Annotated in this window: 22 protein-coding genes; 14 read left to right on the top strand and 8 right to left on the bottom strand. The window is 62.0% G+C overall.

The features are described 5' to 3' along the window. The first annotated feature begins 20 nt into the window (after positions 1 to 20). The 3 genes from ACN9MW_RS17985 to ACN9MW_RS17975 all read left to right on the top strand — a co-directional run bounded on the left by ACN9MW_RS17985 (position 21) and on the right by ACN9MW_RS17975 (position 1,737). On the top strand, positions 21 to 758 hold the full coding sequence (locus ACN9MW_RS17985; protein WP_426161818.1) for a substrate-binding periplasmic protein: 738 nt from the start codon (positions 21 to 23) through the stop codon (positions 756 to 758). A 59-nt stretch (positions 759 to 817) separates the two neighbouring features. Beyond that, complete coding sequence (locus tag ACN9MW_RS17980) at positions 818 to 1,063, top strand: hypothetical protein (RefSeq protein WP_426161817.1); 246 nt, start codon at positions 818 to 820, stop codon at positions 1,061 to 1,063. Between the two features lie 71 nt (positions 1,064 to 1,134). Further along, the gene (locus ACN9MW_RS17975; RefSeq protein ID WP_426161815.1) at positions 1,135 to 1,737 is read left to right on the top strand and encodes a serine hydrolase domain-containing protein; all 603 of its coding nucleotides are present in this window, start codon (positions 1,135 to 1,137) and stop codon (positions 1,735 to 1,737) included. On the opposite strand, the gene ACN9MW_RS17970 is transcribed toward ACN9MW_RS17975, so the two are convergent. After that, entirely contained in the window at positions 1,675 to 3,153 is a 1,479-nt protein-coding gene (locus ACN9MW_RS17970) for a hypothetical protein (RefSeq protein ID WP_426161814.1), read from the bottom strand. The two genes, ACN9MW_RS17975 and ACN9MW_RS17970, sit on opposite strands and share 63 nt — an antisense overlap. A 212-nt stretch (positions 3,154 to 3,365) precedes the next feature. Here ACN9MW_RS17970 and ACN9MW_RS17965 point away from each other — a divergent pair, with 212 nt between their 5' ends. Genes ACN9MW_RS17965 through lpdA form a run of 4 tightly spaced genes read left to right on the top strand, consistent with a single transcriptional unit; the run spans position 3,366 to position 8,351 of the window. Continuing rightward, complete coding sequence (locus ACN9MW_RS17965; protein WP_426161813.1) at positions 3,366 to 4,598, top strand: 3-methyl-2-oxobutanoate dehydrogenase (2-methylpropanoyl-transferring) subunit alpha; 1,233 nt, start codon at positions 3,366 to 3,368, stop codon at positions 4,596 to 4,598. A 28-nt stretch (positions 4,599 to 4,626) separates the two neighbouring features. After that, complete coding sequence (locus ACN9MW_RS17960) at positions 4,627 to 5,631, top strand: alpha-ketoacid dehydrogenase subunit beta (protein ID WP_426172230.1); 1,005 nt, start codon at positions 4,627 to 4,629, stop codon at positions 5,629 to 5,631. Between the two features lie 2 nt (positions 5,632 to 5,633). Further along, entirely contained in the window at positions 5,634 to 6,950 is a 1,317-nt protein-coding gene (locus tag ACN9MW_RS17955; protein WP_426161812.1) for a dihydrolipoamide acetyltransferase family protein, read from the top strand. A 3-nt stretch (positions 6,951 to 6,953) separates the two neighbouring features. Further along, positions 6,954 to 8,351, top strand: coding sequence for a dihydrolipoyl dehydrogenase (lpdA, locus tag ACN9MW_RS17950; protein ID WP_426161810.1), 1,398 nt, complete (start codon positions 6,954 to 6,956; stop codon positions 8,349 to 8,351). A gap of 51 nt (positions 8,352 to 8,402) precedes the next feature. Here the strand turns inward: lpdA and ACN9MW_RS17945 are convergent, their stop codons facing one another. Both ACN9MW_RS17945 and ACN9MW_RS17940 read right to left on the bottom strand, forming a co-directional pair. Further along, complete coding sequence (locus tag ACN9MW_RS17945) at positions 8,403 to 8,939, bottom strand: glycine zipper 2TM domain-containing protein (RefSeq protein ID WP_426161809.1); 537 nt, start codon at positions 8,937 to 8,939, stop codon at positions 8,403 to 8,405. Between the two features lie 146 nt (positions 8,940 to 9,085). Next, a complete protein-coding gene (locus ACN9MW_RS17940) occupies positions 9,086 to 9,778 on the bottom strand; it encodes a hypothetical protein (RefSeq protein WP_426161808.1) in 693 nt (230 codons plus the stop codon). An 89-nt stretch (positions 9,779 to 9,867) separates the two neighbouring features. On the opposite strand from ACN9MW_RS17940, the gene ACN9MW_RS17935 reads away from it, so the two are divergent. Beyond that, positions 9,868 to 10,698 (top strand): MipA/OmpV family protein, encoded by an 831-nt coding sequence (locus tag ACN9MW_RS17935; RefSeq protein ID WP_426161806.1) that lies wholly within the window; start codon positions 9,868 to 9,870, stop codon positions 10,696 to 10,698. Between the two features lie 9 nt (positions 10,699 to 10,707). Here the strand turns inward: ACN9MW_RS17935 and ACN9MW_RS17930 are convergent, their stop codons facing one another. Both ACN9MW_RS17930 and ACN9MW_RS17925 read right to left on the bottom strand, forming a co-directional pair. Then, entirely contained in the window at positions 10,708 to 11,058 is a 351-nt protein-coding gene (locus ACN9MW_RS17930; RefSeq protein ID WP_426161805.1) for a hypothetical protein, read from the bottom strand. Positions 11,059 to 11,093: 35 nt separating this feature from the next. Next, positions 11,094 to 11,969, bottom strand: a complete 876-nt coding sequence (locus tag ACN9MW_RS17925; protein ID WP_426161804.1) for a LysR family transcriptional regulator — start codon at positions 11,967 to 11,969, stop codon at positions 11,094 to 11,096. 118 nt (positions 11,970 to 12,087) lie between these two features. On the opposite strand from ACN9MW_RS17925, the gene ACN9MW_RS17920 reads away from it, so the two are divergent. After that, positions 12,088 to 12,726 (top strand): NAD(P)-dependent oxidoreductase, encoded by a 639-nt coding sequence (locus tag ACN9MW_RS17920; RefSeq protein WP_426161803.1) that lies wholly within the window; start codon positions 12,088 to 12,090, stop codon positions 12,724 to 12,726. 16 nt (positions 12,727 to 12,742) lie between these two features. On the opposite strand, the gene ACN9MW_RS17915 is transcribed toward ACN9MW_RS17920, so the two are convergent. Then, a complete protein-coding gene (locus ACN9MW_RS17915; protein WP_426161802.1) occupies positions 12,743 to 13,141 on the bottom strand; it encodes a VWA domain-containing protein in 399 nt (132 codons plus the stop codon). Here ACN9MW_RS17915 and ACN9MW_RS17910 point away from each other — a divergent pair. The 3 genes from ACN9MW_RS17910 to ACN9MW_RS17900 all read left to right on the top strand — a co-directional run bounded on the left by ACN9MW_RS17910 (position 13,119) and on the right by ACN9MW_RS17900 (position 14,828). Beyond that, positions 13,119 to 13,649, top strand: a complete 531-nt coding sequence (locus ACN9MW_RS17910) for a hypothetical protein (protein WP_426161801.1) — start codon at positions 13,119 to 13,121, stop codon at positions 13,647 to 13,649. The genes ACN9MW_RS17915 and ACN9MW_RS17910 overlap by 23 nt on opposite strands. 65 nt (positions 13,650 to 13,714) lie before the next feature. Next, positions 13,715 to 14,512 (top strand): family 1 glycosylhydrolase, encoded by a 798-nt coding sequence (locus ACN9MW_RS17905; RefSeq protein ID WP_426161800.1) that lies wholly within the window; start codon positions 13,715 to 13,717, stop codon positions 14,510 to 14,512. Beyond that, positions 14,499 to 14,828, top strand: a complete 330-nt coding sequence (locus ACN9MW_RS17900) for a hypothetical protein (RefSeq protein ID WP_426161799.1) — start codon at positions 14,499 to 14,501, stop codon at positions 14,826 to 14,828. The genes ACN9MW_RS17905 and ACN9MW_RS17900 overlap by 14 nt, the downstream gene beginning before the upstream one ends. A gap of 3 nt (positions 14,829 to 14,831) precedes the next feature. On the opposite strand, the gene ACN9MW_RS17895 is transcribed toward ACN9MW_RS17900, so the two are convergent. Both ACN9MW_RS17895 and ACN9MW_RS17890 read right to left on the bottom strand, forming a co-directional pair. Further along, positions 14,832 to 15,044, bottom strand: a complete 213-nt coding sequence (locus tag ACN9MW_RS17895; protein ID WP_426161798.1) for a hypothetical protein — start codon at positions 15,042 to 15,044, stop codon at positions 14,832 to 14,834. 111 nt (positions 15,045 to 15,155) lie between these two features. Beyond that, a complete protein-coding gene (locus ACN9MW_RS17890) occupies positions 15,156 to 15,635 on the bottom strand; it encodes an arsenate reductase ArsC (RefSeq protein WP_426161797.1) in 480 nt (159 codons plus the stop codon). Between the two features lie 143 nt (positions 15,636 to 15,778). Between ACN9MW_RS17890 and ACN9MW_RS17885 the strand changes: the two genes are divergently transcribed. Continuing rightward, on the top strand, positions 15,779 to 16,663 hold the full coding sequence (locus ACN9MW_RS17885) for an alpha/beta hydrolase (RefSeq protein ID WP_426161795.1): 885 nt from the start codon (positions 15,779 to 15,781) through the stop codon (positions 16,661 to 16,663). Between the two features lie 105 nt (positions 16,664 to 16,768). Beyond that, a complete protein-coding gene (locus tag ACN9MW_RS17880) occupies positions 16,769 to 19,108 on the top strand; it encodes a family 43 glycosylhydrolase (protein WP_426161794.1) in 2,340 nt (779 codons plus the stop codon). Position 19,109: the final 1 nt, after the last annotated feature.

Below are 19,109 nucleotides of genomic sequence, written 5' to 3'. Positions count from 1 at the left end.
CGATAACTCGCGGGTCCACGATGTACTTCACGCGTCAATTACTATTCGCTTTCCTCCTAGCTTCAAAGACCGTCCATGCATCCGATCTGGTGATGGCAATCTCCAACGGTAGTGGCATGCCGATGACCGATATTCGCGGCGAGGAACTCAAGGGCGGGATACTTAAGGAATTCGGCGACGCGCTAGGCGGTTTGCTGCATCTCGAGCCCCGTTATATGATCCTGCCGCGCACGCGTGTTGAAGGCGCGCTGCTGCGGGGACATGCCGATTTGCTGTGCGACCTGCGGCCCGAATGGCTCGACAACCAGGGCTTCCTCTGGTCGGACGCCATTATTTCGAATCGAATGATGGTCGCCATGCGCAGTGAAACGCCAGTGCCGGCCTCCCTGAACGCTATCGCGGGCCTGCGGGTGGGAACGATCCGGGGATACAGGTACCCGGAGATTGAACACTTGCAGCCACCAATCCTGCGCGATAACGCGGCGAACGATAGCCAGAACCTTGAAAAGTTGCTGCTCGGGCGCTTCGACTTCATTTTCACCAACCGCATCTATTTCGACTACCAGCGCAAGGTTCACCCTGAGCGGGCGCGCCTGGCATCCCATAACCTGAAGATCACGGATTTTGATACTTATTGCGCAGTTCATCCACAAGGCAAACTCGGTATCAGGGACCTGAACCAGGCGATCGCTACGCTCAAGGCCCGCGGCACGATCCGATCGATCCTGGCGCGTTACAGGCCGCACGACTCCTCTTGAAATCTTCCAGGCCAGGCCAAAAATTACTGGCTCGGTTACGACGTTTTCGAGGAGGAGCTATGGATGCAAAAGAAGCGTTGCTGGATCACCTGGCCGAACTCAAGGCGGCGCACGACAAGACCAACCGCCTGATGACGGAAATCACGGCAGTCGCGGCCAGGGCGGTGAAAGGCAGCGGGGTGCTCCCTTCGCTTAGCCAGTTGCGCGCGTATGAGCAGGCGCTGATTGCCGCACAGGGGCAGGCGGCATGTTGTGCGGAGCTATTGCAGCAAGCGCGACGCCCGGCACCGTGCGTGCTGCTTTAAGCTTTACTTAATTTACAACGGTTATCGCTTGGGCAATACTTTCCGCCTTACTTTACGCCCGGTGGGAAGCCATGAAACCGCTGGCCTTTGTTGCGGAACCTGGCCAGGGCTGGAATTATTCCGGCGAAGGCTACGTGCTCCTGCAAGGCATCATGGAGGCCATTACCCGGACGGGCCTTGCAGCCTATCTCGACCAGCATCTGTTTGCGCCGCTGGAGATGCGCGACACGAGCCTGGTCTGGCGCGAGGCATTCGAGGAACGGGCCGTCCCAGGCAAGATGTTTCTTGGCTTTTCGCGGCGGGCTTGTTTCCAGAACGCGCTGGCCGCATTCACCCTTTACACCACGGCAGCAGACTATGAGCGCTTCATGTCGGCCTTCCTGGCCGACGATGCGCTGATGCAGATGGCGCTTGCCGCGCCTGTAGACGTGAGCAAGCCGCTTGGCCTGGCATGGGGGCTGGGCTGGGGTATCGAGCGCGGCTCGGGCGGAAGCCATGTCTGGCAGTGGGGGAACAACCCCGGCTTCCGCGCATTTGCGATGGCGTCGACCACGACGAAGGATGGCTTTGTGGTCCTGACAAACAGCGAACGGGGCATGCCGCTCGCCGCTTCAATCGCGCAGCAGGTGCTGCCTTCGGATCACGGCGCCTTCCGTTTTCCGCCAGTGGCCTGAGACCTGGAACTGCTCGTTGCGCGCGACGATTTCGCCAGGCGAACCAAGCAGGAAGACATGATCGTTCAGATTATCCGCACCTTTGATGTGTTCGTATGAGGTGAGCGATGGGAGCAGGTCGCGTACAAGCGACTGCTGGCTCGGAATGGACTTGTCTGACTTCAGCTTGCCCAGGATGATCGTCTTTACTTGCTCCGACTGGCCGGCGATCTGTTCCAGGCTTGCTTTTTTCAGCTTGCCCAGCCGGTATTCGAGGGAGACATTGCTGCGCGCGCTATCCTCGACCTGGTGGTATTCGTAGTTCTGGGTCTGCAGGGTCCCGTCGAACCATGGAGGACTGGATTTGCCGATATCGGTGTGGTACTGGGCGCTAAGGCGCGATTGCTGGTCCTGGCCAATCTTGCGGTCGTCGCGGCTTGTCCCCTCCAGTTTGGTCGCTTGCGATACCTCATAGGAGAACGTGTCCTGTTCCCATGCCTTGAGCGGATTGCTGGACTTGGGCGTCTGGGTCAGGGAGGCGCTGAAATCGGAAAGACCTGTCAGCGCGGAACGGTCGTCCGAATTCAGCTGCCACTTCGATGGAATGTGCAGGAAGTCGTCAGTCTCTTCGGCGACGGCCGTTCGATTCATGTCCGAGAAGGCGTCTTTGAACATGGACATCAACTTCTTGTCACCGTGCCCGCGTGCGAGCGCCTGGTCGAATTGCGCCAGGTAGTTGTTGATGGCTTTTGCCTGCTGCTTCCTGGTGCCCAGGTGTTCCAGGGTGCTTGTGTCCACGTTCACTTCAGCCTGGCCATCAGGCCCGTTGATGCGTGCCTTGCGCAACGCGTCGTCAATGTGGAAATCCAGGGTCTGCGGCGCAGGCTCAGGACCGGACACTTCGGCATGGAAGTCGATCGACTGAACAAACCTGCTGTCGAACTGTGTCAGGCCGCTCAGCCGGACCTGAGGGGCCGCTCCCGCCATCCCATCGATAGCAGCCTGGAAGCCCGCTGCCAGCGTGGACAGGGCTTTACGCTCATCATCATCAAGCCTGGCGCTCGAGCTGACCTGGTAGATCATTTCGTCATCGACATCGGCCAGCGTGAGCTCGACCTGGGTCCCGCTGCGCGTGGTGATGCCCAGCGTGAATTTGTTGTCGACCCTGTCCGGCAGCCTGGCATGGTCCAGCGCTATGACCGAGCCGGCGCCGAGCTGCTTGAGCATGTCCGCACCAAGGTCCTGGTAGCGCAGGCTGGTCGGAACGGCCGCGGAGGCCGCAGCGATCGCTTCCGGGCTCAGCGTCACGATGGTGGAAGCTGGTGGAGCGGCGGCCGCGTCCAGCCTGGCCAGGAGAGGATCGGCCTTCCGCGCGAGGGCGGGCACGGGATAGCGGGCGGCCGGTTGCCAGTTGGAGGGGGAGGAGATTGGGCTCATTCCCCCTTAACGGCGATTTATTAATGAAACTTTAATTGTGACCCTTCGCCACGAAAAAGCATGCTACCCTACCATTGCTTTGAAGGAAATGTTTTTTCGTGCCCGCTTTGCGATCCGCGGCGGGCGGTTCCACAGTCCAGGCCGGCCGAGGCTACCCGCCGCAGGCCCGCCGGGAATGATCCTGCGTCACCATCGCAATTGAAGGAATCTGAATGAGCAAGGGCGAACCACTTCGCCTGCACGTGCCCGAACCCACGGGACGTCCAGGCTGTGCAACTGATTTTTCCTATCTCCGGCTGTCGCCGGCCGGTGCTGTGCGCCGTCCCGAGGTCGACGTAGCCCCAATGGATACGCGCGATCTTGCGTATTCCCTGATCAGCGTGCTCGATGCCGAAGGCAACGCCGTGGGGCCCTGGGTGCCGCAAATCGATATCGAAGTCGTGCGCAAAGGATTGCGCGCCATGATGAAGACGCGCATCTTCGATAGCCGCATGCTGATGGCGCAGCGCCAGAAGAAGATGTCGTTCTACATGCAAAGCCTTGGCGAAGAGGCGATCGGCACCGCGCAGGCGCTGGCGCTCAATGTGGACGACATGTGTTTTCCCACCTACCGCCAGCAAAGCATCCTCGTCGTGCGCGACTATCCAATGGTCGACATGATCTGCCAGCTGATGTCGAACGAACGCGACCCGCTCAAGGGTCGGCAGTTGCCCGTCATGTATTCGGTGAAAAAGGCCGGCTTTTTCTCGATTTCCGGCAACCTGGCGACGCAGTACATCCAGGCAGTAGGCTGGGGCATGGCGTCGGCGATCAAGGGCGATACCAAGATTGCCTCGGCATGGATCGGCGACGGCGCCACTGCCGAAGCGGACTTCGATACCGCCCTGACGTTCGCCCACGTCTATCGCGCCCCGGTGATCCTGAACGTGGTCAATAACCAATGGGCGATCTCGACTTTCCAGGCCATCGCGGGCGGCGAGGATACAACGTTTGCGGCGCGCGGCGTCGGCTGCGGCATCGCCTCGTTGCGTGTCGACGGCAATGACTTCCTGGCGGTGTACGCAGCGTCGCGCTGGGCGGCCGAGCGGGCGCGGCGCAACCTCGGACCATGCCTGATCGAATGGGTCACCTACCGCGCCGGCCCGCATTCGACCTCGGACGATCCGTCGAAGTACCGTCCCGGCGACGACTGGTCGCATTTTCCGCTGGGCGACCCGATCGCACGCCTGAAGCAGTACCTGATCAAGGCTGGCGCCTGGTCCGAACAGGAGCACGAAGAAACCCAGAAGCTGCTGGAGGCGGAGGTACTGGCCGCGCAGAAGGAGGCGGAACAATACGGCACCATGGCCAGCGGCCATACCTTCAGTCCCGCAGAAATGTTCGATGGCATCTATAAGGAGCTGCCGGAACACTTGCGTGTACAACGACAGCAACTGGGGATCTGAGATGGCGGAAAACACAGTGAAAACTTCCATGACCATGATCCAGGCGCTGCGGTCGGCGATGGATGTGATGATGGAGAAGGACGAAAACGTCGTGGTCTTCGGCCAGGACGTGGGCTACTTCGGCGGCGTGTTTCGCTGCACCGAGGGCCTCCAAAAGAAATATGGCAAATCGCGCGTGTTCGACACGCCGATTTCCGAGGGCGGCATCGTCGGCGTGGCCATCGGCATGGGAGCTTACGGGCTGCGGCCATGCATCGAGATCCAGTTTGCCGACTACATTTATCCGGCCTACGACCAGATCGTGTCGGAAGCGGCGCGCTTGCGCTTCCGTTCGGCCGGCGACTTTACGGCGCCCATCACAATCCGTACCCCTTGCGGAGGCGGCATCTACGGCGGCCAGACCCACAGCCAAAGTCCGGAGGCCGTGTTTGCCCACGTATGCGGCCTGCGCACGGTGATGCCGTCGAATCCCTACGACGCCAAAGGCCTGCTGATTTCCTCGATCGAGAACGACGATCCGGTAATTTTCCTCGAGCCGAAGCGCTTGTATAACGGGCCGTTCGACGGCCACCACGACAAACCTGTAGTGCCATGGTCGCAGAACCCGCTGGGGGAAGTACCGGAAGGCTATTACACCGTCCCGCTGGACAAGGCGGCAATTTTCCGGCCGGGCAAGCAACTGACGGTGCTCGCCTACGGCACCATGGTGTGGGTATGCGAGGCGGCGGCGCGCGAGACCGGCATCGACGCCGAGATCATCGACCTGCGCAGCTTGTGGCCGCTGGACCTCGAGACGATTGTCGAGTCGGTCCGGAAAACCAGGCGCTGCGTGGTTGTGCACGAGGCCACGCGCACCTGCGGCTTCGGCGCCGAATTGGTCTCGCTGGTGCAGGAACACTGCTTCTACCATCTGGAAGCGCCGATTGAACGTGTGACGGGGTGGGATACGCCTTACCCGCACGCGCAGGAATGGGCGTATTTCCCTGGGCCGGGGCGCGTCGGCGCGGCGTTCAAACGTACGGTGGAGGCATAACGATGGGTATTCACGTCATCAAGATGCCTGATATTGGTGAGGGCATTGCAGAAGTTGAGCTGGTCATGTGGCATGTCAAGGTGGGCGACGCTGTTACGGAAGACATGATCCTGGCCGACGTCATGACCGACAAGGCCACCATCGAGATTCCATCGCCTGTGCACGGCACGGTCGCCATGCTTGGGTGCGCGGCGGGGCAGGTGATGGCTGTGGGGGCGGACCTGATCCATATTGAAGTGGAGGGGGCTGGCAACCTGAAGCCGCAGGCCGGCGCGGCTGCTGCTGCTTCTGCTGCGATGCCGGCGCCTGCGGCCGTGCCCGCCGTGGCGCAAGCTGCACCGCCTGCTCCGGCCGCGCCGTCCGTTGCCTCGCCCGCGAAGCCTGCGGCGACGGCGATGGGCCAGCAGGTGCAGGCTCCGGCCCGCGTGGCCCGCGAGCCTGGCGAACGTCCGCTGGCTTCTCCGGCTGTGCGCAAGCGCGCCTGGGACATGGGTGTCGAGCTGCAGTTCGTGCACGGCAGCGGTCCGGCCGGCCGCATCCTGCATGCCGACCTTGATTCCTACGTCGCGCGCGGTGTGCATGGGGCTCCGTCCGCAAGCCCGGGCGGCTACCGCGAGGTTCACGGGGAGCAGGCAATTCCGCTGATCGGCCTGCGGCGCAAGATCGCTCAGAAAATGCAGGAATCGAAGCGCCGCATCCCGCACTTTTCCTACGTGGAGGAAATCGACGTCACCGAGCTTGAGGCCCTGCGCGTGCGCCTGAACGAGCAATGGGGCAAGGAGCGCGGCAAGCTGACCGTGCTGCCCTTGCTGGCACGCGCGCTGGTGGTCGCCTTGCGCCAGTTCCCGCAGATGAATGCCCGTTTCGATGACGATGCCGGCGTGGTTACCCATTACGGTCCTGTCCATCTTGGCGTCGCCACACAGACCGATGCCGGCCTGATGGTGTCGGTCATGCGCCATGCCGAAGCACGCGATATGTGGTCGTGCGCCGCGGAGATCGCACGCCTTGCCGATGCCGCGCGCACTGGCAAGGCCACGCGCGACGAGTTGTCCGGTTCGACGATCACCATTTCCAGCCTGGGCGCCTTGGGCGGCATCGTCACCACGCCGGTGATCAATCATCCGGAAGTGGCGATCATCGGCGTCAACAAGATCGTGGAGCGGCCCATGGTGCGCCAGGGCGGGCTGGTAGTGCGCAAGATGATGAACCTCTCGTCCTCGTTCGACCACCGCGTGGTCGACGGCATGCACGCAGCCCAGTTTGTACAAGCCATCCGCGCCTTGCTGGAATGTCCAGCGATGCTCTTTGTGGAGTAATCGATGAATCAACACACCACTACGCTGCTGGTGATCGGCGGCGGTCCTGGCGGCTATATCGCGGCCATTCGCGCCGGCCAGCTTGGCATTCCCACCACCCTGGTCGAAGCCGGAGAACTGGGTGGCACCTGCCTGAACGTCGGCTGCATCCCCTCCAAGGCGCTGATCCATGCGGCTGAAGAGTTTGAAAAGGCCAGTCATTACGCGAGCGGCTCGGCGCTTGGCATTTCGGTGCAGGCGCCGCGCATCGACATCGGCCAGACCGTGCTTTGGAAAGACGGCATCGTCGGGCGCCTGACCGGCGGCGTGGCGGCGCTGCTGAAAAAAAGCGGCGTGCGTGTCGTTAAGGGCTGGGCCAATATTGTCGATGGCAAGACCGTCGAAGTGATTCGCGACGGCGAAAGTCCGCAGCGCATCGGCTGCGAGCATTTACTGCTGGCCACCGGGTCGCACGCTACCGAATTGCCCTTCATGCCGTTCGGCGGGCCGGTGATCAGTGCGACGGAAGCGCTGTCGCCCAAGACCGTGCCGGGCAGGCTGGTAGTGGTGGGAGCGGGCTACATCGGCCTTGAACTGGGCATCGCCTATGCCAAGCTGGGGGCGCAGGTGCAGGTGGTGGAGGCGCAGGAGCGTATCCTTCCTGCCTACGACGCTGAGTTGAGCCGTCCGGTAGCGATCGCGCTCAAGGGCCTGGGCATTGAAACCCACCTGGGCAGCTCGGTGCTCGGCCTGGGCGGGGAGGGTAATGCGGTACGCATCCAGAATGCCGCTGGGGAGGAATCGGTACTTGCCGCAGACCAGGTGCTGGTTGCCGTTGGCCGGCGCCCGAGCACCCGCGGCTTCGGCCTGGAAAAGCTGCGCATCGACATGGATGGGCACTTCATCAAGATCGATGACCAGTGCCGCACTTCGATGCGCGATGTCTGGGCTATCGGCGACGTGACCGGTGAACCGATGCTGGCGCACCGTGCCATGGCGCAGGGTGAGATGGTCGCCGAGATCATCAGCGGCGAGCGCCGCCATTTCAGCCCAGCGGCGATTGCGGCGGTGTGCTTTACCGATCCCGAAGTCGTGGTGGTCGGCGCCACTCCCCAGCAGGCACGGGCGCAGGGCATCGATTGCATCGAAGCTTTGTTCCCGTTCGCCGCAAATGGACGCGCCATGTCGCTGGAATCAAAGGACGGCTTCGTGCGGGTGGTGGCGCGCAGGGATAATCACCTGGTCGTGGGCTGGCAAGCGGTGGGCAAGGCGGTATCCGAGTTGTCCGCCGCATTTGCCCAGTCCATCGAGATGGGCGCGACGCTTGAAGATGTGGCGGGCACGATCCATGCGCATCCGACCCTGGGCGAGGCGATCCTGGAAGCTGCCTTGCGCGCCCTGGGGCATGCGCTGCACATTTGACCCTGCTGCGAGCGTGCAGGCCGTCGATGGCCTGCACCGCTGCGATTGGCGTTATTGTTGCGATGGCGATTGCGTCGGTGCTTGCTGCTGGTTGCGCTTGGCGATTTCATTGCCAATATAGCCGCCACCAACCGCGCCGGCGATAGTAGCCAGCTTGCGGCCGTTGCCGCCGCCTACCTGGTTGCCGATCAAGCCGCCCACCACAGCTCCGATGCCGATGCCCAGCGCACTATTCTGGGGGGCTGGTGCCGGCGCCGGTGCAGGTGCTTGAGCAGGTGCCGGCGCAGGCGAGGCCGCTTGCGGCGCTGCTGCCGCGACACGCGTCGACGGCGTGTACGTATGATGCACCACGGTTTTGTGCTCCACGACTTTGCGTACTTCCGGTTCCGGCGCTGGCGCCGCGACTGTTGCTGGCGTTGCAGGGCTTACAGCGGCGATCGGTGCGGCTGCGGCGCCTGGCATCGTGGTCGCTTGCGAGTTTGGCAGGAGGCCTGCAATTGATGCAGCTCCCACCAGGCTTACCAGTGCCACCGAAGCGGCTGCGGCGACAATCATCGGATGAATTTTGGTGCGTGGGCTGTTTTCCATGTTGTTTTCTCCTGAACTCGCCATCGTTGGCGCTTGCCTGGAAAACGCCTCAGGATGAAAACACGGTGACGCAAAAAGTGTATCGCCGGTAAGCAATTGTTACGGATGCCGCACCACCAGCATAGGAGACGCGTCATCGCCGCTGGCTACTGCACCTTAGCCAGGTCCACTACGACATCGAAATCACACTGGACGTGCATCTTTTCCGCGCCGCAAAGTGCGGCGTCGAACAGCGGCAGCTGGCGCTTGCCGGCGTTTGCGCCCTTGATCGAACGGATGATGCTATCGCGCACGCAGGCGTCGCTGGGCTCCGGCCCGGGCAGCGCCGCTGCGTTGAACTGGAACCTGCCGACGGCGTGGATACGCTTGAATCCGGGCAGCGGCGCGTCCGAGACAAGCATTTTGTCCACTTGAAGCTTAAGCTTCGCTTCCGGGTCGTTCTCGATGGGCGAGAACTGCTGGCTATAGATGCCGCCGTTGTAGTCCCTGATCAGATCACGGTCCATGGTCCTGACCTTGTAGGAAGCCAGGGTCATGCCCGGTTCCGACACTGAGGGAAAGTGATAAGTGCCGCTCTGCATCGGCAAGGACATCAGCGAGCTGGAAATCTCATGCACCTTGCCCCCATGCTCAACGGTCAGTCCGAGCCCGAAACCGCCGATGGTATCGCCCTGGATGCCGAAACTGCCAACCCCAACCTCTGGTTCGCCGGCGCCGGCCAGTTTGAGGCCGCCAGCTACGCAAGTCATGGTGTTGCCTTTGGACGGAGCTGCTGACGGGGCTTGCTGGCCGCATGCTGCGAGCACGAGCAAGACAGGCAAGACGTGAATGGGCTTCATGGCAGTCGCACATTGTAAAAAATGAAATTATGGCATGGTTGCCCCGCGTCTTTGGCTGTATCATCAACGACTTTTTGCGGAGCATGAATATGAAGAAGGGAATGTGGGCTGGCATCGCGATGTCGGTACTGGCGTTGCCGGCCGGCGCGGCGCCAGCGCCGGGTCCGGATTTGCCGCTATGGGAAGCCGGCCTGTTCGGCGGTGCGGCGTCCACGCCGGCTTACCCGGGTTCATCCGAACGCTCCATGCGCGGGCTGGTGCTGCCAATGGTGATTTATCGCGGCAAGATCGTGCGTGCGGATCGTTCCGGCGTGAGCGCGCGCCTGTTCGATACCGAGCGCGTGGACCTGGACCTTGGTTTCCAGATGTCGCTGCCGGCGCGTTCGGACGACGTGCCGGCCCGCGCCGGCATGCCGGACCTGAACTCCTTGCTGGAATTCGGCCCGCGCCTGAAAGTGTTGCTGTCGGAGCCTTCGGCCCCCAATCGGGTAAGGCTGGAGCTGCCTTTGCGGGTGCCGCTTGAAGTGGGGAACGGTTTTCGCCGCCAGGGCCTGGTCTTTGAGCCGCGCGTCGTGTTCGAAACCAGCGGCAGCAACCAGCAATGGCAGGCCGACGCCAATCTCGGCGCGGTGTTTGGCAATACTCGCCTGAACCAGTATTTTTACGAGGTCGCGCCACAATATGCGAACGCCACCCGTCCAGCCTATCAAGCCGGGAGTGGACTGATGATGACGCGCCTTGGCGCGAGCCTGTCGCATTCGCTGGGGCCCGATTGGCGCGTGTTCGGCTTTACCCGCTACGACAACTACACGCATGCTGCCAACCGCGACAGCCCGCTGTTCCGCAAGAATAGCGGGCTGTCGCTTGGTTTCGGTTTTACTTGGACGGCCTATCGTTCGCAAGCGCGGGCCTGGGACTAGGCGGCCGGATTACTGCTCGTCGAATTCCGAGCTGAGGTCCTTGAAACCCTTGCGCACGGCGAAGGGCAGGAATTCGTCCGGCGTGTCGAGCACGATCAGGCGCTTTTCCTGGATCACCGGATCGCCTGGCTTCAGGTCGGGGCCGTTGTAGCCGATGGCGCGCAGGCGCGCGCCAATTTCGGCGATCAATTGATGATCCTTGTGCAAGCCGTCGGTGGCTGGGGCGGCCAGGTCGACATATAGGTCGACCACGCCGTAGCCCTCGTCGAATATGCGGAGGGATTTGATGTCAATGGCGCGGCCGTTGCCGTCGATGGCCTTGAAGGGGCCGCTGAGCTGGATATCGGTGTCTTGAGTCATGCCCGCAGCATACACCATCCAAGGCCGTCGCCGGGCTAGGGTGGCATCTTTTCCAGGTAGTCGCGCAGCGCGGCAATTGCCAGCCGCACCTTGGCCGGCTGCGAATCACGCTGTACCGTCACTGCATAGACGCCCATCGGCGCCATCGACCACTCCGGCAATATCGGCACGGCGAGTCCGGCTTCGATCAGCGGCGCGGCATCCGGGCCGGGCATGCGCATGATGCCGGCGCCCTGCAGCATGATGTGCTGAAGCGCGATGAAGCTGTTGCCGGCAACGGGGCCGTTGACGCGCACGCGGTGCGCCGGCTCGCCCGGCCGGTGCAGTTCGATGAACTCGGTCTGGTTGATCACGCTGAGGTTAAGCACCGGGAACCTGGCCAGTTCCTCCGGCGTGCGCGGCAAGCCATGCTCCTGCGCGAATGATCTGGCGGCCACTAGTACATGGCGCCATTCGGTCAGGCGGCGTGCGACCAGCGCGGAATCGCTCAGCGTTCCGGCGCGGATCGCCAGGTCGTTGCGTTCGGCAATCAAGTCGACGCGGCGGTCCTCGGCGAACAGGCGCAGCGACAATAGCGGGTGGGCGCGCAGCAAAGGCGCCAGCGCTGCCGCCAGGTGCGCGCTGAAGCCGACGGGAAAGGCCACCCGCAGTTCGCCGCGCGGCTCGTCGCGCAGGTCGGACAATCGCTGCTCGGCTGCCTGTGCCGCGTGCAGCATGGCGGCGCAGTCCTCATAGTAGGCCTGGCCGGCCACCGTGGTGCTCAGGCGCCGGGTCGAGCGGTGCAGCAGGGCGAGGCCGGTTTCCGTTTCCAGTTGCCGTATCTGCTGGCTGACTGCCGAGGTGGTCATGCCCAGCTCGCGCGCAGCGGCACTCATGGAGCCAGCTTCCACCACGCGGGCAAAGACGGCCATGCGCCTCAGTCGGTCGATTGTTAAGAGTTGCTTCATAGTGATTGTGGATTTTGCCCTCTTATCGGGGGATCGTAAAGGCGTCATACTGAATCCATCTTCAATCACCCAGGAGTTCCCCATGAAAATCGCATTAATCGGCGCTACCGGCTTCATTGGCAATGGCCTGCTGGCTGAGGCGCTCTCGCGCGGCCACCAGGTGACAGCCCTGGTCAGCCGTCCGGAACGGCTGGCGCCGCAAGCTGGCCTGACGGCGCTTGGCGCCGACGTGCACGACCAGCAGAAACTGACCGGGCAGCTGGCCGGCCATGACGCGGTCATCAGTGCATTCAGCGGCCATGCCCAGCAAGACGTGCGCGAGTACTATGGCCGCGGAATTGACTCGATCGTTGGCGCCGCCAAGCGTGCCGGCGTGCCGCGCCTGCTGGTGGTAGGTGGCGCTGGCAGCCTGGAAGTGGCGCCGGGCGTGCAGGCCGTCGATACTCCGCAATTCCCCGACCAGTGGAAGGCCTCCGCGCTGGGCGCCCGCGACACGCTGGAGAAGCTGTGCAAGGAGCAGGAGCTGGAATGGACCTACCTGAGCCCAGCCGCCTTGATTGAACGTGGCGAGCGCACCGGCAAGTTCCGCATCGGCGGCGATCAGTTGCTGGTCGATGCACAGGGCCAGAGCCGCATTTCGGTACAGGATTACGCCGTTGCGATGCTGGATGAACTGGAACATCCTGCCCATTCGGGCAAGCGTTTCAGCGTCGCCTACTAAGCGCCTGCCAGGTCGGTCAGGCAAGCATTTTGCGCAGCCACGCCAGCAGAACGCCGGGCAGCAGTTCGGTACGCGGCAAGATCGCAAACTGGTGTTTGCCAAAGACTTGGCCGAGATGGTGCGGCGCCTGGTGGTCGATCGCCAGGCAGATCGGCGAGATGCCGGTTTGCCGGGCTTCGATGATGGCTTGCCGCGTATCGTGCAGGCCATACTCGCCTTCATAATGGTCGACGTCGTTGGGTTTGCCGTCCGTCAGTAGGAGCAGGAGCCGGTGCCTGGCCGGTTCGGCGGCAAGGCAGGCTGTCGCATGGCGAAGGGCGCTGCCGGTCCGGGTGTAACGATCGGGCTCGATGCCGGCGATGCGAAGGGAAACCAGCTGGCCGAAGGTTTCGTTGAAGGCCTTTATCTCGCGCACGACCACCCCATCCCTGGATGCGGAATGCGCGCGGCGCGCCGGCGGCGCATGCCCAGGACGTGTGTTTGAAACCCAGCGGCAGGAGCGGCGCGACCTCGCCGTTCTCGTCCTGGTTGATGTCAGCGGATCGACCGACGGCTGGATCAGCGGCCAGCGCCGCGTTATCGACGTTGAACGCGAAGCCCTGCTGCTTGTGAGCCATGCGCTCGATGCCCTTGGCGAACCATTCAGCATCCAGGCTTTTAGCGGCGAAAGCCTCGAATTCAATCTCATGCCGGACGCATTGAATTTTGTGATGCATCTCGGCGACGCTGCATATGATTCCGGCTTGCAGACTTTTTCGATCAATTTGCCCACGGTGTATCCGGGACCGGGCTATTTCCTGGTGTTCGAGCAGACGCTGGTTGCGTCGGCGGTGCCTGAGCCAGTGCCGGTCACGCTGTACGGTGCCGGCCTGCTGGGGCTGCTGGGCTGGACTGCAAGGCGCCCGAGGCTGGCGCGACGATAAGCCAAGCGGGCGAGGCGGCTCCTGGGAAAGCGGTATCGTGGGCGATCACGATGTCAGGTGCCGCCATGTATAACGGATTCATCTTTGCAACAGGGATCGAGAACAGCATTCCGACCATCGAGAATGGCCGCGTACGGATGGACGAGATGGAAAAGTGCGGCCACTACCGATACTGGTGCACGGATTTCGACCTCGTCGAACAGCTGGGCATACGCGCACTGCGCTATGGCGCGCCCCTCCATCTGGCGTGGCCCGGTCCTGGCAAGTACGACTGGTCGTTTGCCGACGAAACATTCCGCGACCTGCGGCGCAGGAATATCGTTGCAATGGCCGACTTGTGCCACTTCGGCGTGCCGGACTGGATCGGCAATTTCCAGAATCCGGATTTTCCGGCCGAGTTCGCGAAGTATGCCCGAGCCTTTGCCGAGCGCTACCACTGGGTCCAGGTCTATACGCCGGTCAACGAGATGCAGATCTGCGCCCTGTTTTCCGCCATGTACGGATGGTGGAACGAGCAGTTGGCCTCCGATTTTGCGTTTGCGACAGCGATCAAGAATATCGTCAAGGCAAACATCCTGGCCATGCGCGAGATCCTCAAGGTACGCCCCGACGCGTTGTTCGTGCAGAGCGAATCGAGCGAATATTTCCATCCCGAGAATCCGGCCGCCATTGCGCAATCGGAGTTCCGCAATGCGCGCCGTTTCCTGTCGCTGGACCTGAATTACGGCCGCAGGGTCGACTCCGAGGTCTATGAGTACTTGCTGGATAATGGCATGACGCGCGAGGAGTATCATTTTTTCCTCGACAATTGCCTCAAGCACCAGTGCATCATGGGCAACGATTATCAGGGTGCGCAACAATGACGTGCCCATTGTGGGCTATACCTGGTATTCGCTGATCGACCAGGTCGACTGGGATGTCGCCCTGCGCGAAAACCGCGGCACCGTCAATCCGCTTGGCCTGTTCGACCTGCAGCGCAATATCCGCGCCGTTGGCACGGCTTATCGCGACCTGATCCGGGATTGGTGCGAAGTGCTGCCGACCCAGAGTATTTGCCTGCGGGTGCCTATCGTGCTGCCGCTTGATGATGAGTGCGCTGCCGCCGGCGTGGCAGCGCCAAGGCCCGATATCGGCCAGCCAAGCAGCCAGGCGACTGCCGCGCCGACCAATACGGAATGAGTGCTACAGCTTGCGCACCGCGCTGAGGAAGTCTTCGTTAAAGCGGAACAAGGCAGGGTCGCTCTCCGCGATTTGCTGGCAGCGCAGGACGAATTGCTTGGGTTCCCCCTGCAGCAGACGGTAAATGGCTTGCTTGCCGTCCTTGCGCTCGATGGCATTTGCCGTGACCCAGCCCATGTCGTAACCGAGCTGGCGCGTGATTTCAGCCTCGGCCAAGGCGACCTTGCTGCTATTCTCGCGCCCTAATTCAGATTGGACCTGGCTTGCGAGATCAACTTTCTTCGCGTCGCGTGCAAGGCCGCGCAGATGCTCGATGGGAGCGAGGGGTTAGAGCTGGACGCCAGCGATCCTCGCTATTTTGCGTTGCAGTGCCATTTTGTCAAGTGCTTCATCTGGGAGGTTGCGGAAGATCTCGAGGCGCGTCTTGATTTCGCGGCAGACCGTAAAGAACTCCTGGCGAATCTGCTCAACCGGTCCTTGCACGGCGGCGGGGTTGCGGAAGTTCCAGTTCGCTGTTGCGGGTTGGCCGGGCCAGTTCGGGCATGGTTCGCCCGCAACCAGGTCGCACATGGTGATGACGAAATCCATTTCCGGCGCGTCCGGCGCCGAGAATTCATCGAGGGATTTGCTGCGCAATCCTGCCAGGGTATTGTCAAGCGCCCGGATTTGCTCGACGGCGAAGAGATTGAGCTTGCCGGCAGGGTGGCTGCCTGCGCTGAACGCGCGAAACCGGCGTCCGCCGACAGCATTCAACATTGCCTCGGCCATGATGCTGCGTGCAGTGTTCTGGGTGCTGAGGAACAGCACATGATAAGTTCGGGTGCTCATGCAAAATGCCGGATCATAACGGAGCAAGATTACAGTTTTATGACATTTTCCCGCCTGGCCTCGGCTTGACATGCAAAAGTGTGCGCTGCATAGTTGCTGGCGCGAGGAACAGGGAGCGAACCATGCAAAGGCCGGTATTACCTGAAGCGGAGCTTGCAAAATTTGCCGGAGAAATGCGCGCGAATTATCGGTCGAAGATCCCTGCCGCCGGGGCGCCAGATCCCGTTGCAGCGGTTCGAGGGCTGCCGATCCCGGCGCGGCTTTATGCTCCGCTGGGGGCGGCCGGCAATGCCCTTCCGATGGTTCTCTTTGCCCACGGCGGCGGTTTTGTCGCGGGTGACCTCGATACCCATGACGTGCTGGCACGCGCCATCGCGAACAGATCGGGCGCGCTTGTCATTGCAGTCGATTACCGCCTGGCGCCGGAACATCCTTTCCCGGCTGGACTGGACGACGTTTATGCCGCGCTGGAATGGCTGGCGAAGGAGGGCGGCAGCATTGGCGGCGATCCTCAACGGATGGCGGTCTGCGGGGACAGCGCTGGTGCGAACCTGGTGGCCGGAGCGGCTATCCTGGCGCGGGATCGGCGCGGCCCCGGGATCGGCGCACAATGGCTGATGTATCCTGCACTGGACAACAGGATGGACACCGCGTCCTGGCATGCATACGGCGAAAAGAATTTCCCTACCCGCGCCATGAACATGAAAGTGCTTGCTGCCTATGTCCCGTGCGGGATGGATGCGAACGCGCCCCTGCTTGCGCCGATGTGGGCGCGGCATGAGGGCCTTCCCGCTACGTTGGTCCAGGTCGGGGAGCATGACCCGCTCCGGGACGAGGGCGTTGCTTATGCGCAGGCCCTGAAGGATGCGGGCGTCGATGCCAGGGCCAGGGTTTACAGGGACCAACAGCACGGGTTCATCCAGTTTTTCAAGGATGCTGAACACTTCCCGGAAGGCGCCGCAGCGCTCGACGAGGGATGCGCCTTCCTCCGGGCTCACATCGGCTGATTTGCTGCTTTCGATGCCGGTTTCGCTATCGCATTAACGGAAAAGGTCATTGGACACTCCAAGTCCCGCGCGCTAACTTGCGTAAAAACATTATTGGAGACGAACGTGACCAAACCCTTCTCGCTATGGGGGGGCGCTGCTGTATTGGCTTCCTCCATGCTGTCCCTCAGCGCCTTGGCCGGAGCGCCCTATGCGCCGGTGACTTTCCAGAACGCCTCAGTGCACGACCCTTCCGTGATCAGGGCGGGGGGCAGCTACTATGTATTCGGCTCCCATCTTGCTTCGGCCAAGTCCACGGACCTGATGAACTGGACGCAGATCACCAGTTCCGTCAGCGCCACCAACAAGTTGTTCCTGAACGGTGCCAGCAACGTCTTTACCGAACTTGCGGAGACTTTCAGCTGGGCGCAAACGAACACCCTGTGGGCGCCGGACGTCGTCCGCCTGGCCGACGGCCGCTACTACATGTACTACAACGCCTGCAAGGGCGATTCGCCGCGCTCAGCCCTGGGCGTTGCGGTCGCCGACAAGATCGAGGGCCCTTATGTGAACAAGGGCATCATCCTGAAGTCGGGCATGTGGGGGCAGGCCAGCTACGACGGTACCATCTACGACGCCCTCAAGCATCCGAATACCGTCGATCCGAACGTCTTCTTCGATAACGGCGGACGGCTGTGGATGGTCTACGGCTCTTACTCCGGCGGCATTTTCATCATGCAAATGAACCCGGCGACTGGCATGCCGCTGCCGGGGCAGGGCTATGGCAAGCGCCTGATGGGCGGGAATCACAGCCGGATAGAAGGGGCTTACGTGATGTACAGCCCTGTCACGCAGTACTACTATCTGTTCACCTCATTCGGCGGGCTGGATGCGGCAGGGGGCTACAACATGCGCGTGGCGCGATCCGTTGCGCCGGACGGTCCCTATTTCGACGCGCAGGGCGTGAACATGGCGAACGTCAAGGCAGATCCTGCAAAGCCCTTGTTCGACGATGCGTCGATTGCCCCATATGGCGTGAAAATCATGGGCAATTTCCTGTTCGAGCGCAAGATCGGCGAAACGGGCACCGGTATCGGTACCGGATATGTGTCCGCGGGCCACAACTCGGCTTACTACGACGCCGCAAGCCGAAAGCACTTCCTGATCTTCCATAGCCGCTTCCCTGAACGTGGCGAGCAGCACGAAATCCGCGTGCACCAGATGTTCATGAACGCTGACGGGTGGCCGGTGGTGGCGCCATACCGCAATACCAATGAAACGCTGGCTGCTGTTCCGCGCGGTTTTGTCTTTGGCGACTATATGTTCGTCAATCACGGAAAGGACATTTCGGCCACGATCAAGAAGTCCCGGCTGGTCACGCTGAATCCCAACGGCACAATCAGCGGGGCGGCAACCGGCAGCTGGGCGCTGGTTGGGAGCAACCAGGCTGAAATCAACCTGGCTGGGTCGCCGCCTTTCAAGGGCGTGTTCCTGAATCAGTGGGATGAGACCTCCGGCAGCTATGTGATGACATTTACTGCGACGTCGCGCGAGGGCGTGTCCATCATGGGCAGCCGCATGGCGCCCCGTAGCGACATGCAGGTGGTGCAGGCTGTCTATGGCGAACTCAGTCTCGGTAACACCAATGCGGTCACTGGCGATATCGTGCTGCCGACCAGCGCTGCGCGTGACTCGGCCATCAGCTGGATATCATCGAATCCTTCGGTATTGAGCAATACCGGGCAGGTCACCAGCCCTGCCAATGACGTGAACGTCACGCTGACAGCGACTATCACCAAGGGACATGCGCGTGCCGTCAAGACCTTCGTGGTCACGGTGCGCAAGCTGGGTAGCATGGTTGCCCATTACGCGTTTGACGGGAACCTGGGCGACGCGACGGGCGCCTTCGGCGCCGGCGCCGTCGTCGGCAGCAAGATAGATGCCGCCGGCGGCAGCATGGCGTACGAGCCGGGGATGAAAGGCAGTGCCGCCGTCTTCGATGGCGCATCTGGCGTGCGTTTGCCGGATGGGCTCATCACGGGCAATAGCTACACGGTTGCCATGTGGCTCAAGCCTGCCCAGCTGACCGCGTTCTCGACCACCTTCTTTGGCGCGCGCAACGGCGATTCGTGGATCAGCTTCCTGCCCAAGGGACACGACTTTGTTGGCGGCGCCAGCATGCTGTGGTCGGGAACGGCATGGTATGACGCCGGCTTGGGCATGAACATCCCGGCCGGGCAATGGTCGCACGTGGCGTTCACGGTCAAGAACGGCGCGGTCAATGTGTACGTCAACGGCGCGAAGCGTTTCAGCGGCGTGAACTTCCCGAATGTCTTCACAACGACCAACGGCGTGTTCGCGCTGGGGGTCAATTGGTGGGATGCGCCTTACAAGGGTTCGATGGATGACTTGCGCATCTATGGTTCGGCCTTGAGCGATGGGGAAGTCGCGAGCATTGCGCGCTGAA

This window comes from Pseudoduganella sp. R-34 (assembly GCF_049904655.1).
Taxonomy (GTDB): domain Bacteria; phylum Pseudomonadota; class Gammaproteobacteria; order Burkholderiales; family Burkholderiaceae_D; genus Rugamonas.
Note: the sequence above shows the minus strand (reverse complement) of the source record. Positions and strands in the feature narration are given on the sequence as shown.

Coding starts and splice junctions, on each gene's coding strand:
- ACN9MW_RS17970 (WP_426161814.1), bottom strand. CDS start 3,153: ATGAGCCCAATCTCCTCCCCCTCCAACTGGCAACCGGCCGCCCGCTAT.
- ACN9MW_RS17920 (WP_426161803.1), top strand. CDS start 12,088: ATGAAAATCGCATTAATCGGCGCTACCGGCTTCATTGGCAATGGCCTG.
- lpdA (WP_426161810.1), top strand. CDS start 6,954: ATGAATCAACACACCACTACGCTGCTGGTGATCGGCGGCGGTCCTGGC.
- ACN9MW_RS17940 (WP_426161808.1), bottom strand. CDS start 9,778: ATGAAGCCCATTCACGTCTTGCCTGTCTTGCTCGTGCTCGCAGCATGC.
- ACN9MW_RS17885 (WP_426161795.1), top strand. CDS start 15,779: ATGCAAAGGCCGGTATTACCTGAAGCGGAGCTTGCAAAATTTGCCGGA.
- ACN9MW_RS17965 (WP_426161813.1), top strand. CDS start 3,366: ATGAGCAAGGGCGAACCACTTCGCCTGCACGTGCCCGAACCCACGGGA.
- ACN9MW_RS17945 (WP_426161809.1), bottom strand. CDS start 8,939: ATGGAAAACAGCCCACGCACCAAAATTCATCCGATGATTGTCGCCGCA.
- ACN9MW_RS17930 (WP_426161805.1), bottom strand. CDS start 11,058: ATGACTCAAGACACCGATATCCAGCTCAGCGGCCCCTTCAAGGCCATC.
- ACN9MW_RS17905 (WP_426161800.1), top strand. CDS start 13,715: ATGTATAACGGATTCATCTTTGCAACAGGGATCGAGAACAGCATTCCG.
- ACN9MW_RS17935 (WP_426161806.1), top strand. CDS start 9,868: ATGAAGAAGGGAATGTGGGCTGGCATCGCGATGTCGGTACTGGCGTTG.
- ACN9MW_RS17925 (WP_426161804.1), bottom strand. CDS start 11,969: ATGGCCGTCTTTGCCCGCGTGGTGGAAGCTGGCTCCATGAGTGCCGCT.
- ACN9MW_RS17985 (WP_426161818.1), top strand. CDS start 21: ATGTACTTCACGCGTCAATTACTATTCGCTTTCCTCCTAGCTTCAAAG.
- ACN9MW_RS17975 (WP_426161815.1), top strand. CDS start 1,135: ATGAAACCGCTGGCCTTTGTTGCGGAACCTGGCCAGGGCTGGAATTAT.
- ACN9MW_RS17955 (WP_426161812.1), top strand. CDS start 5,634: ATGGGTATTCACGTCATCAAGATGCCTGATATTGGTGAGGGCATTGCA.
- ACN9MW_RS17980 (WP_426161817.1), top strand. CDS start 818: ATGGATGCAAAAGAAGCGTTGCTGGATCACCTGGCCGAACTCAAGGCG.
- ACN9MW_RS17960 (WP_426172230.1), top strand. CDS start 4,627: ATGACCATGATCCAGGCGCTGCGGTCGGCGATGGATGTGATGATGGAG.